The following is a 13,250-nucleotide window of genomic DNA, read 5'->3' on the forward strand; positions in this document are numbered from 1 at the left end:
GGTCACTCAAAGTGCCACAAATGAAATTAACGGTCACTATAATTTTATGCCAACACAGGACGTACGCGATAATACTGCATACACGCAAATTGCAGCGCATTAGTTAGCAATATCATAATAAACATTAATATATGCGAAGTACTTTGCACTGGCATGGCTAGCTCTGCAAACAAACCACAGATACCTGCTATAAATTGCAAACTAAAATAGCGCGCACTCAGGTTACTAATATTCCCTGTTCGCAGTGTTTTATAGGTTTGTGGCATAACCCGAACCGAACTCATAATTAAGCCCACATAAGTTAAGCCGTTTAGCACAGAGGCAGTATCTAGGTTAGGGTTTAACAGCAACAAAAAAGGTAATAACGAAAAGCTAAGCATGCCAAGTAACTGCAGCTTTTGACGCTTAACTGCATTATAGCGAGCAAAAAAGTATAAAATTAAACCACTCAACAATCCTGTCGCAAAAAACGGCAAGGCAATATAAAAGCGAGCAAAATAAAGATTGTAGCTAATAAAGTACACACTTTGCGCTAAACCAAATGTCATCATTAGCAGTGATACACCCGATACACTGCGGTTTTTAATAATTTTATTAAGTAGCGGTAAAAAACTAAAAACCAAAATAAACACTGACAAAATAGGCAAATAATACGCCAAAGCAAACCTCGCTCGTTACATTGTTGTTAATAAAAAGGAAGAAATAAAACATTTTTTAAACATTTGTTTTTAAAGGCTTTATTTTTGTGCGCGCATTGTAGAGCTGGCTAGGTTTTATACAAGCTTCACACCAACTTTAGTTTCTTAATGTGGCAACTTGAGTATACAAAAACCGTTGCCATAACTTCACAGTCTCACTATTTTATAATTGCAACACAAATGATAACTGTTATCATGCGCATATCTAAAAATTAACATGCAAGCTTAAGTAATGAGAAAAACACTGTTTAAAGTTCATAGTTGGTTGGCGCTAATTGCCATTATTCCGTTAATTGTTATTAGCATTACCGGCAGTGTTTTAGTGTTTAAAAGTGAAATTGATGGCTTACTGATGCCTGACAAACACTTTGTGGTACAGCAGCAAGCTGCTCGCTTACCTATGGACTCATTAATAGATAAAGCCGAAGCAGCCTTTCCTGAGTATGTAGTAGGAAGCTGGGAGCTTTTTAATAACACCACCGCCGACCGGCTTTATTTGGTTAAGCGTGGCACTGACGATTGGTATAAGTTGCATTTAGACCAATACACCGGAGAGATTTTATCAGAACCCGTAAGCACAACTCATTATTTTACCGACTGGTTTTTAGAGCTCCATTACACCTTTTTACTTAACGACTTAAAAAGTTTACCTGGGCAAACAGGTACCGTATTAGGGTTCTTTTTTGCTTTATTTTTATTAACTCTGGGCATCACCGGCTTAATTATTTACCGTAAATTTTGGCAGCGGCTATTTAGCGTACGCTGGCGCGCAACATTACAAATAGTACTTAGCGACATTCATAAAATGACTGGAGTATTAGGCTCACCTATCCTTATCGTTTTAGCGATTACCGGTGGTTATTTTAATGGTGCAGTGTGGTATCACGAAGTAATAGAACACGCAGAAGAAGAGCACCACACTATTACAAATAAATTATATAGTGACGACATTTCTTTTGAGCGCATTCTTAATGATAGTAAGCTGCAAATACCCACTTTTAACACTACTTTTTTAGTTTTCCCGCGAGAGCCTGATGAAAATATTACTCTTTATGGCGAAGTAAATACCCGTAATCCACTTACCAGTGAATACGCCAATACCATAACTTACAATAAGCAAACAGGTGAACACATGGCTAACTGGGATATTCGAGAGGCTGGTGCGGGTTGGCAAGTAATAGACAGTTTTAGAAAACTACACTTTGGTTATTTTGCTGGGCTTATCAGTAAAATACTATGGTGTATTGTTGGCCTTAGCCCTGTATGGCTCGCTGGTACAGGTTTTTATTTGTGGCTTACCCGCCGTAAACGTAAAAAGCATTCACAAAGAAATCGTGTAATGCAGCGAAAAAGCGCTAACGTTTTATAATATTAGTACTCAGCTAAGTTACTAGCTTTAGGTAGTAACTTAGCTAAATAGGCTTTTATAATGAATAGTAAAAGCTTAACCACGCGCGCATTTCATCTTCAAAGCTGTCGCCTTCAACACGCGACAACCCAGCATTGAAGGTTAAATCGTTTACGCCTGCAGGCCCCATTCCGAAGCTAAAATCACCTTGATATTTTAAGCCATAACTTTGTGCATAAACGCTGTTATCTAATTGATGTTGCTTATAGTAAAACCAGGGCATGCCTTCTTTAAAGCTAATGCCACCGCCATAACCTTGATAGCGCTCTGCAGTTGCACTGTAAAAAGGCAATTCAGCAGCAAGCACAAACTCGCTACTTTGTTGCTGATTAATCAGGTTAGAACTAAACCCTCCTAAAGCTAAATTACTATCGTCTCGTTGTTTTTGTTCAAAGCTCACAAACATGGGAATATTAAATGCTTTGCCAAATATTTTTGTTGCTAAGTCATAACCTTGCCAATGACTACTGTGATTCCGCCCATCATAAATACTGGCATAAATACTCTGCCCTATGGCAAATGCTTGGCGGTCGTGTTGCCATTGCTGACTAATACTCAACCGTGTCCAATTTTTATGACCATTTTTATAATCTGTATAGTTATAAGCAAGCTCTGGGGTTAACTGAAGCTGGCCAAATTTCAATGGGTGGCTTATTGCAGCAAAGCCACCTCGGGCGTCAATATCGACGTTTAAGCTAGGTTGATATTGATGTGATGTATCCAAATTATAATCAAATAGCGCAAGCTTAAACTTTGTATTCAGCGCATTGTATTTTGCTTGTACAAACCCTCCATGTAATGCACCGTCATGCAAATCAATGTTATAACCCGCTTGTAAATCAAGTTGCTTTAATAGGTCGCTACTTTTTATACCTACGCTTAGCAAACTGGTTGACGCTGAATAATACTGTGATCCCAAGGCAAACGTCGCTTGCTGATCAAGTACTGCGTAATCGCTTTGCTCTGCTATCTCATCGGTATATATTTTTGCCGGTGGCAGAGTGTGCTTATTTACCATCAACAATGGAGCTTCACTGGTTACAGCGAGATCCGTCACGGCTGCGCGATTTTTTGCTATTGTTAGCGTTTTTACATCAGGGCCATCGGCATTAATGGAGAAGTAAAGTAGTGAGCCATCTTCTGTTTCAATCGGATATGCGAGCGCTTCTTGTCCGTTAGTTAAGCGGGTGAGGGTGTTATTTTTTATATGGTAATTATAAATATCAGTCTTATTATTTAAGCCAGCAACAAAATAGATAGACTCCCCATTTTGACTAAAACTCGGCTGGCTTAAATATTGATACCCATTAGGCATTGGGACTGACCGCCTGGGATCACCGTTTAAGTCTTGTATATACAACTGCCAATTTTCGTTTAATGATGCTGATAAGTAAGCTAATTTTGTTTCATCGGGGTTCAGAGTCGGGTAATCATACGTCGTTTTTAAGCTCTTGGTAAAAAGTGGCGTGATTGTTTGTGTATTAAGGTCGACTTTTACTAATTCAGAATACCCAGCTCTTATTTGCTCACCGTAAAGTGTTTCACCATCACGGGTAACACTAAAACGACGAATACCAGCCAGTTCAGTGAGTTGTTCGACGTTGCCAGTATCTATGTTATAGCTAAAAATGTCAGACACTTTGTTATAAGTCCCCGACTCCTCAATACTGTAGGCATTAAAATAAAGAGTGTTATTGCCTACCCACTGCGGATTGGCAATACCTGCTCGATTTATTTGATTTAATATTTGTTTTTGTTCGCGCTTAAATACACTTGGCGCAGTATCGGGAATATCCTTAGCATCATCTTCAAGTAATTGCTTTTGTGCTTTAGTAAATTGCTGTTGCGCTTTAGTGTTGTCTTCAGTGCTATAAATTATGAGCTTGGTATTACTTTTTTTATCACGCTCCACTATGGCAATTTTGCTGTCATCACCAGAAAGAGCGGGGTTGCTAGCGTATAAATCAAGCTTTAACCAAAGCTTGCTATTAAGTGGTGACTCGGTTTGCTCTTGTTGCATTGCTTTGTAAGTGAACTCAGCAATAAATCGACGATATAGCTTGGCAGCGCTTTGCCCGAATACACCAGAAAATGCGTCGTCAAAATCTCGAGACTTAACCGCCCGCATACGAACCCATACATTATCGACCAGCTGCTCTGAGTAATTTTGCTCTAGCCAGTATAAAAAACGACTTCCCATTAAATACGCCATGGAGCCCGCCATAAAGCCTTCATCACTATTTAGTTGCCCATACGTCGGAAGCGCTCCTTGCTGAGCAAACTCCCTGAGTATTGCCTCAGAATAGTTATCAAAGAGTCGCCCTCGACCTGTCATTTTTGATTCGATTAAAGTGGCGTATCCTTCGGCTACCCAGCGCGGTGTATCGCCATAGGTTAAATCGTAAAGATCCCATACCCCTCTAATTTTTTGTTGCCACTCACTGCGGGTTGGCTGCGCTAAATGCACTAAGTGAATGTACTCATGCAATACTAGTAATTGCTGCCAGCCCGATGAGTTTGAGATTACCGTATCCGATTGTGGTGGCGTAGTAAAAAGCGCCATAACAGGATTATTAGAGGTTGGTAAGACAAAGCCATTAGCTGCATTTAAAGGATCAAACACCACCACATCGACAATTTTATCAAGCGCACGGTTTTGTTGCTCAAGCACTTTAGCACGAACAATCTCCAGCTCTACTGCGGTCGATTTAGCAAAATCAGTATGCTCACTACTAAAGTGTACATTGAAATGCTCGGTATGAATGGTTTGCCAATTAGCAGCGAAGCTTGGTGAGGCAAGTAATAAAGCGGATGCCAGCAGTGTCTGTTTCATAAAATTCCCTAAAATAATTCCTTAATACACCTAGGTTATTATTAAAAGGAAAAAACGGGCAGTAAAAAAGTGTAATAAAGCATGTGCAAATGTGTATTTACACCTGCTTTATTATTTAACCTGAACGCTAATTATTTACAACGGAGGAAATTACATCCAACTACGGGAGTCTGACTCAGCCTGCATCAGTGTAAAATCAATAATAAAGTCAGCATCTTGCTGTTTTAAATACGGAACATACGCGCCACCTGCAGCCAGTTGTATATACAGGCTTATTAAGCCAGAGCGACGCATAAAAAAGGTACTCACACTGCGAGCGCTTTGTGCTTTGTACAGCTCAAATACCCGGTAATGTACGCCAATCATACCTTTGCGTACCACCATATAAAAACGCCCATCTTGTTGATGAAGATAATACCCATAACGTTTATAAGACAAAAATACTAACGTAGCTAATACCAAAAATAACGCTAACGGAATTAATACATTAAGTTGCATAAAGCTAATTAAAAACCCAGAAGCAACACTCGGTAGCAAGGCATAAAACACCATATTTTTATATAACAATGCCCTTTCTACCGCATTGAATGCCAGCTTTTTACTGTCAAACCACGGATAAATCCACTGACACACATTATCAACTTGCTCCTGCGTGAGCACAGGCAGCACTAAGGTTTGTTTATTCTTTTTCGCCATGCTTGCAGCGCCACCACTGCTGGCTTGCAAACACTCAACAGTAAAACGTTTCAATAGCCTAGCAATTAGGTTTTGCTTAATAACTATAGATTGCACTTTATCTAAACTAATTGATAGTTGATGACGCTCTAACAGCCCTGCAATACGTTTGAATTTATTATTTTTAAAGTAAAGCTGATAGTTATAAAAACGAATGAGCGACATAGTCACCGATAAAAACACCGCTATAAATACCAATACAAAAATCAAAGTAATTACTGCAAATACCGCTGCATTAGCCATCATACCCAGCTCTTGCTGATAAAAACCCTCTATTTTTGTTATAAACTGCTGCTCTAAAAAATCGATTGCCACATTCATAAAAGGGGCAATAGCGGCAAGCGCTAAAATGGCCATGTTCGACATTAAACCAAACTTAGCTATTTCTTTATTTGAAATGAATAAACTATTTTCGTCCTGCTCTTCAATATGAGACTGCGCTGTGTCAGCTACTTCTGCTGATGGTTGCTGCTGTGCTTTGTAGTCAAATACCTGTTTGCGCATTTGCTTGGCATAATCACTGGTTACTCCAGGCAATACCGCTTCTTGAGCAACACTGCCGGCAGCATCAAAAATGCAATTAACTAAACCTACTGGAGTAAAATAAAAGGGCTCAGCTATGTTTACATTTTGCACCCTAGAAAACTTTAAGGTGAGTCGCTCTTTTTTAAATACGCCTTTATTTAGTAAAATTTCATGCTCGTCAGTAATACAAAAACGAAAACTACGGTAATACAAAAAACAATAGGCAAGCAATGAAGTCAAAGCAACCGCGAGCCCTACTTGCCCCCAAAATAGTTTATTTTCTACTTGGGTAACAAATACCACCAACACGGGCAGTAAATTAAATAAGCCGTCTTTTATGAAGCGCACACTAAAGTGCATCACAAAATAAGCCAGTGCCCAGGGCGACACTTTTTGCCAATTAAGTGAAGGTGGCGTCATTTGCGTAGCATCAACACTCACTGGCAGTAGCCTCGCTTGTGGTTTCATCGTCGCGATAGCTTTGTACAAATTGACGAATATTTTTGCACTTTTCGTGGGTCAGGCCGCTAATTTGTAAATCAGCACTCATACCACCTGCGCTGTAAAGTCTTAAACTGGCTAAACCAAGCTTTCGCTCTATGGGCCCACGGTGTATTTCAATATGCTGCACACGCGCTAACGGTAAAATTGTCACCTGCTGCCAAATAATGCCTTTTTTAAAAGCAATATCGTGGGCACGCAACGCGCTGCCCTGTAATTTTATGCTAAACACGCTATATAACGTACACAGTAAAATTAATAGCGAAACAGCAACCAATAAGTAACCTTGCGCCATAGCAGCAAAGTCTGTATTAAAATAGCAAACAGCCGCTAGTACTAAGCAAAAAGGAATGAAAAATAACAACCAATTCAATTGTGCATGCAACAATGCTTTGTCCGCAAGCGGCTCAAACACTATGCTTTTATGTTGCGGTAGGTCGGTTATTTGTTGATTAGTAAACACACTTTGCTCCATTACGCGTATGGTAGGCTTAGCCAAGCCACTTAATTGTTGTTACTAGGGTATGACTTTGTTTTGGCTCAAGCGTAACCGTATCTTCAAGTACATTCGCAGCCTCTAGGCATAACATGCTTTTATAATCATCATCGGCAAAATTTGATAGTCGCTTTGATTTTTCAATCCATGGATTCCATAACACGCACGAGCGCGAGTTTTCTCTGCTAACGCTGATCATCCCTTGAGGAGTTTCAATGGTTTGCACAGCCGTGGCTTGGGTATAAACCATATCGGTTTCACGGGTAAAACCAACCACATCACTTTGCTGATAAGGCCCTTGGCCAAATTCTATGTATTGCGCTCCTTGCAGCCCTGTTACGCGAGTATTATTAATATCATCAGTTGGAAAGTAAGTATGCAGCGCCTGTGTAAAACTAAATGGGGTGTTACCTAAATTACAGGTGGTTAAACGCACCTCTAACTGCTCAGATAAAATAAACTCAACCCTTAAAGAAGATTGATGAGGCCAAAAGGTAGAATCTATCTGCTTCATTGGTAATTTTAGGCTAACAGTAATCTCGTTCTCGGTTTCATACACTTCATCGGCTTGCCATACGTGCGTGCGCGCAAAACCATGTGCTGGAAAATCTTTATTTTCATGTTGACCAAACCAAGGCCAGCAAATAGGAATACCGCCACGAATGCCCTTCCCTTCACTAAAGGTTTCATCCCCAGACACCCACAATAGTGGCAATTTACCTTTGGGTGTAAACTCAGTTATTTGCCCACCTTGTAAAAATATTTTCGCCTTACATTGGCGACTATTAATACTAATAAATTCCAAACCGCTATGTGTACGCTCAATACATACTGAGGGTGATAATTGCATTTTATTTCCTTTAACACTGAGACTAATTTTTTAGTACTTAACCTGAGTTCAGGTTACTGTACACAAACAATAATGCATGCTTAAAGCATAAGCTACATAGAATAGTTATTTAAATTGAGTTAGTTACTATATTTTTATGCCACACCAACGGCCAAATTACGATTAAAGTTTTACACCGGTGGCTTGCGTATCGCTTTTAACTTACGTAAGGTGCGCAGCCTTAGCAAACAGAGTGTTATTAACTTTTAATAAAATAAAGATAATAAATGCCATTTTAATTACTGCTCAAATTAATAAAAACCAATAAAAACTAATAACAGCGGGCTAAAACAACATATATCATTTGAATTCAATTTATTTGATGTGTAACATTTCGTGATTACGGCAACTGATTCGCCTTTCATGAGACAAACAAATGCAAAAATATGACGAGTTACTAGTTTCTTTACGCAAGGTGATCCGTGCGATTGACTTACATTCAAAGCAACTTAATAAAACAGCGGGTTTAACAGGGCCACAACTGCTTATCATGCAGGAAGTATCTCAAACTGATGGTATTACCGCCAGCCGTATTGCGCAAAACGTTAACTTAAGCCCAGCAACGGTTACTAATATTCTTGACCGAATCGAGAGTAAAAACTTAGTAACACGTGTTCGCAGTCAAATGGATAAGCGCCGAGTCAGCTTATACCTTACCGAACAAGGTAAAGAACTACTCGAAAAAGCACCTCAGCCACTGCAGGAGCACTTTATCGAAAAATTTTCAGCGCTTGCTGAATGGGAACAGAGTTTACTCCTTTCATCAATGCAGCGTATTGCCGCAATGATGGATGCAGATAAGCTAGACGCCTCCCCGCTTTTAGAAGTAGGCGCACTGTTTCAAACTCCTAAAGAATAAAACGCAGTATAAAAACAATAAACTAAATTAGCCTGCCATTTTCCCCTTTTTCCACACTAATAGGTGCATTTTTGCGCCTTTATTTTTTTAATCACAATCAAAACGGCTATTATGACTAAACTCTCAAAACTAACACTCGCCTTAATTTTAGGTGGTGTTGCTAGTAATTCTTATGCATCAAATCTTCAACCTCTCCAAAGCCAATTAACGCAGTTAAAGCAACAAGTAGAAAAACTTGAAAGCAAACTCACTGAAAAAAAGTCTCAGCAAGTAGACCAAGTTAGTAAACAGTTGCAAGCTACTTCTACAGACACTGCACAGCAAGAAAAGCAATCATCTGGAATAAAGGTAGGAGGTGCTATTCGCGCTAACTACGGTATAAACTCTTACGATGAAGACAATGAAGATCGCGGTGGTGACTTTGATTTTGATATTTTCCGGTTAAATGTCTCTGGCGAAATTAATGACATTTCAGTCAATGGTGAAATACGCTTTTACGATTATATGACTGTCGTAAAGTACGCTTACTTAGGGTACGAATTTATTGATGGCTGGGAAGCTCAGGCAGGCATAACAGCCGTGCCGTTTGGTAACGGTCCTTATAATTCTCACAGCTACTTTTTTAGCACTAATTACTATGTGGGCCTAGAAGATGATTTTGATTTAGGTGTGGTTGCTAAGCGTAAACTTAAAGACAACTGGACACTTGATTTAGGCTTTTTCAAAAATGATGAACTGGGTGGAGTTGATGGCTCAGCATCAGACAAAAATCATCGTTACTCTTATGATATTGTTGGTAGTCGCCCTGCAGATGAAGGCACCTATGCCGAGCCTGCAAAGCAACTTGGTGAATACAACACCTTTGCTGGTCGCGCTACTTATCAGCTTGAGCATAGTAAAAATATCACCACTGACATCGGGGTATCGTTACTCAGTGGTGGACTTCACGACGGTGAAGACCGCGCTGGTAATTACAGTGCGTGGGCTGTTCACTTAAACAGCAACATTAATAACTGGAATATTCAATTGCAACACGGTGAATATGACTACGACTTAGACGATGGTAATAACCGCTTTGCGGTGGGTGCTTTTGACTATTATGACAGTGTATCGAGCCAAGCCACAATGACCAACTTTAATATTGCCTATGACTACGCAATAGAGTGGGGCCCAGTTACCAACCTGCAGTTTTATAACGACTATGGGATCATCTACAACAAGTCAGATAATAGCGCCAATACTTGGATGAATGTAACCGGTATGAGCATTACTGCTGGCGGATTCTTTAGTTATGTTGATTTCGTACAAGCCCGCAATCAACCCTTTATTGGCGGTACCATTATTGGTGATGGCGATACCGAGCGCCGTTTTAATATTAATTTAGGCTATTACTTTTAATAGGTAGTGCAATCAGGAAATTCTTTTCCTTTGCTAACCCTAAATGGCTTAGTTGATAACATGCAACTAAGCCATTTTCTCTTCATTTTACCTTTTAATTAGCTTACCCTTTTACCGTTTAATTAATTAAAAAAGAGCTAAAGTGAGCATAAAAAACGTTTTTATTTATTATAAAAATTTCGGCTTTAAATTGCTGGGGCTACTGTGTGTATTACTGGGCATTATTGGTGTTGCCCTACCGGTTATGCCAACCACGCCGTTTTTAATTTTAGCCTTAGCGTGTTTTGCTCGCTCATCCGCAGCGCTTGAGTCTTGGCTATTAAACCACCCTCGCTTTGGCAAAACATTACAACATTGGCGCGCCCATCAAGTGGTTCCTGTAAAGGCAAAGTATGCTGCGGGTATAGGTATGCTAATAGGCTTTATATTTTTATTATACAACAGCCCTCCAGCTTGGATTATTGCCCTAGTGGCTGTTGTTGAAGTGCTGGTTATGGCTTACTTAATTTCTAAGCCCTCAGCTCCTCCTAAAAAATAAAGTGTAAAGTTTGGTAAATAAACTTGTAACAGCTAATGCAAATCATTATCATCCGTATAAATTGAATAACCCAGCTCCTTTTATGCCCTTTGTTAATAAACGCACTTTATATAGTACAAGTCGTACTCTACATACCTATATTTCCACCGCTTTGTTTTTTTTACTTATTCTATTTTGTGTAAGCGGTATAGTGCTAAACCATGTTGACTGGTTAAAAAACGATAAAAACAATGGCCAAATTACGGTCCAAATCCCCCAAGATCTGCTTACTCAAGCAAATACACAATTAAATAGCCTGCCTGCTATTTATCCACAAATAGAAGCTTACTTAGCCAAACACTATGGGCTTAATAAAGTGAAAAGCATTGAATGGGAAAAGCAAGATTCACTGGTTATGCTCGACTACCCATTACCAGCAGGCTATGCCTATGCAGAGTTTGATTTTATCAGTGGCGAATTGTTGCTCGATTATCAAACCGGTGGTTTTTTAAGTGTTATCAGTGATTTGCACAAAGGCCGTCATTCAGGAGAAGTATGGAGCTGGGTTATTGATATATCAGCGGTGCTGATGATCTTATTTGCTGTCACCGGCATGATTATTTTATTTCAAAATAGAAAAAAACGCTTAGCAGGAATATGGATAACCGTATTAGGAATCGCAACACCATTGGTTATTTATTTATGCTGGGTTCCACAAATTAAAGGAGTATTTTAATGTTCAAGTTTAAATCTTTAATTAGCACCGTATTGTTGTTAATTGCCGTGTGTTTTCACACTTCGGTGGCAGCGCAATCACCCCAATTAGAAATCGAATTAACTTTACCTGAGTTAGATGTGCAGCCCTATCATCGACCTTATGTTGCTGTTTGGCTCGAAACACCAGAGCGTAAACATGTCACAACTTTAGCGCTTTGGGTACAAAAAGCGGAATGGTTTAAAGACCTACGCCAATGGTGGCGTAAAGCAGGTAAAAGTGATGCAAACTTCGATGGGGTTAGTAGCGCAACCAAACGCGCAGGCACTTATACCATTAATTGGGACGGAAACGATCTTAATGGCAAATCAGTTATCGCAGGAAAATACCTGTTAAATGTTGAAGTTGTTCGTGAAGAAGGCGGGCGTGATTACAGCCGTATTGAGCTTGATTTAACCCAATCAGGAAAAATAACCATTGATGGCAAAAACGAATTTTCAACCAGCTTTGTCACTGTATCCGCTAGGTAGTCCCTACTTATCATTCAAATTTAAAGGAAAAATAATGAACGTTAATTTATTAAAAACAGCACTCATTGGCGCACTGAGTTTATCAGCGCTGGTATCAACAGCTGCAAGTGCACATGGCCGCTGGTTACTACCTTCGCATACTTCGCTATCAGGGGATAAAGCCCATTATGTAATGATTGATGCGAGTATTTCTAACGAAATTTTTGCACCTGATAAAGCATTTCGTCCAAGCACAAAAGGCGCAGAGTACGACGATACTCTGCTTATGGCACTTGCCCCAAATGGCGAGCAAGTTACCGATACCATTCGTGCCTACTACCTACAACGCAAAAGCTCTGCTGCAGTAAAACTTCAGCAACAAGGCACCTATCATATTGCGATGACGCAAAAACCTATGTACATGACCTTCTACAAAAATGCAGCAGGTGAGCGAAGCCGTGTATTCGCCAAAAAAGCAGATGCCAATCTACCTAAAGACGCCAGCGACATCACTACAATTAAAACCATCTCTACTGTTGATACCTTTGTTAGTCATAATGGTACCTCTAAACCAGCACAATTAGGTCAAGGCTTAGAGCTTAGCGGCCCAACGCATCCAAACGATTTATTTGTTGGCGAGCAAGCGCGCTTTCAGCTAATAAGCGATGGAAAGCCGGTTGGCGAAGGCATTGAAGTCAGCATTTTAAAAGGTGATACACGCTACCGTAACGAACGTGGCGAAATAAAAGTAACGACCGACAAAAACGGCATGTTTAGCACAACGTGGAAAGAGCCAGGCCTATACCTAATCGAAACCTCTCAAAAAGTGACAGTAAACGAAAAAGGTGTAGACGCCAGCCGCTATGTATTATTTACCACCCTTGAAGTAGCACCTGAATAACTTTTTAATTCCCTACAGGCCACATTAATCGTTTGGCCTGTAGCTTCTTTATAATTTAAACCCTTTAGCAAAGCTTTAAACCAAGTTAATCATTTTAGCTGCCTAAATAAGCATAATCCTATATTTTAGCCTCCTTGTCTGTTCCTGTTTCAATCTATTATTCCGATCACTTATTTTTATGAAAATAGTTGAATAACTTAGTCAATTTAGATCTTTGCGATGCACTAGCCGCTTATATATGATGCGCCCTTTTCAAAATCTTCAAG

At 39.7% G+C, this 13,250-nt stretch carries 12 protein-coding genes; 7 read left to right on the plus strand and 5 right to left on the minus strand.

Going from position 1 to position 13,250, the window contains the following annotated elements; translation table 11 throughout:
- Positions 1-44: 44 nt before the first annotated feature.
- Positions 45-659, minus strand: a complete 615-nt coding sequence (locus L641_RS0114510) for a PQ-loop domain-containing transporter (protein WP_024602260.1) — start codon at positions 657-659, stop codon at positions 45-47.
- Between the two features lie 271 nt (positions 660-930).
- Here L641_RS0114510 and L641_RS0114515 point away from each other — a divergent pair, with 271 nt between their 5' ends.
- Positions 931-2,067, plus strand: a complete 1,137-nt coding sequence (locus L641_RS0114515; RefSeq protein ID WP_024602261.1) for a PepSY-associated TM helix domain-containing protein — start codon at positions 931-933, stop codon at positions 2,065-2,067.
- Between the two features lie 55 nt (positions 2,068-2,122).
- Here the strand turns inward: L641_RS0114515 and L641_RS0114520 are convergent, their stop codons facing one another.
- From L641_RS0114520 to L641_RS0114535, 4 genes are all read right to left on the minus strand, one after another.
- Positions 2,123-4,939, minus strand: coding sequence for a PD40 domain-containing protein (locus tag L641_RS0114520; RefSeq protein WP_024602262.1), 2,817 nt, complete (start codon positions 4,937-4,939; stop codon positions 2,123-2,125).
- Between the two features lie 150 nt (positions 4,940-5,089).
- Complete coding sequence (locus L641_RS0114525) at positions 5,090-6,667, minus strand: PH domain-containing protein (protein WP_253944063.1); 1,578 nt, start codon at positions 6,665-6,667, stop codon at positions 5,090-5,092.
- Positions 6,630-7,175, minus strand: coding sequence for a PH domain-containing protein (locus tag L641_RS0114530; protein ID WP_029750385.1), 546 nt, complete (start codon positions 7,173-7,175; stop codon positions 6,630-6,632). The genes L641_RS0114525 and L641_RS0114530 overlap by 38 nt, the downstream gene beginning before the upstream one ends.
- A gap of 16 nt (positions 7,176-7,191) precedes the next feature.
- A complete protein-coding gene (locus tag L641_RS0114535) occupies positions 7,192-8,046 on the minus strand; it encodes a D-hexose-6-phosphate mutarotase (protein ID WP_024602265.1) in 855 nt (284 codons plus the stop codon).
- Positions 8,047-8,461: 415 nt separating this feature from the next.
- Between L641_RS0114535 and L641_RS0114540 the strand changes: the two genes are divergently transcribed.
- From L641_RS0114540 to L641_RS0114565, 6 genes are all read left to right on the plus strand, one after another.
- A complete protein-coding gene (locus tag L641_RS0114540) occupies positions 8,462-8,944 on the plus strand; it encodes a MarR family transcriptional regulator (protein WP_008112832.1) in 483 nt (160 codons plus the stop codon).
- 111 nt (positions 8,945-9,055) lie between these two features.
- Positions 9,056-10,342 carry a porin gene (locus L641_RS0114545; protein ID WP_024602266.1) on the plus strand — a complete coding sequence of 429 codons (1,287 nt, stop codon included), beginning with the start codon at positions 9,056-9,058 and terminating at the stop codon, positions 10,340-10,342.
- Positions 10,343-10,484: 142 nt separating this feature from the next.
- Positions 10,485-10,880 carry a YbaN family protein gene (locus tag L641_RS0114550; RefSeq protein ID WP_024602267.1) on the plus strand — a complete coding sequence of 132 codons (396 nt, stop codon included), beginning with the start codon at positions 10,485-10,487 and terminating at the stop codon, positions 10,878-10,880.
- 82 nt (positions 10,881-10,962) lie between these two features.
- On the plus strand, positions 10,963-11,595 hold the full coding sequence (locus tag L641_RS0114555) for a PepSY-associated TM helix domain-containing protein (protein ID WP_024602268.1): 633 nt from the start codon (positions 10,963-10,965) through the stop codon (positions 11,593-11,595).
- Positions 11,595-12,104, plus strand: coding sequence for a DUF2271 domain-containing protein (locus L641_RS0114560; protein WP_016899010.1), 510 nt, complete (start codon positions 11,595-11,597; stop codon positions 12,102-12,104). Before L641_RS0114555 ends, L641_RS0114560 begins: the two co-directional genes overlap by 1 nt.
- Positions 12,105-12,138: 34 nt before the next feature.
- Positions 12,139-12,984, plus strand: a complete 846-nt coding sequence (locus L641_RS0114565) for a DUF4198 domain-containing protein (RefSeq protein ID WP_024602269.1) — start codon at positions 12,139-12,141, stop codon at positions 12,982-12,984.
- Positions 12,985-13,250 lie beyond the last annotated feature (266 nt).

This window comes from Pseudoalteromonas sp. TB41 (genome assembly GCF_000497975.1).
In the GTDB taxonomy this organism is placed as follows: Bacteria; Pseudomonadota; Gammaproteobacteria; order Enterobacterales; family Alteromonadaceae; genus Pseudoalteromonas; species Pseudoalteromonas tetraodonis.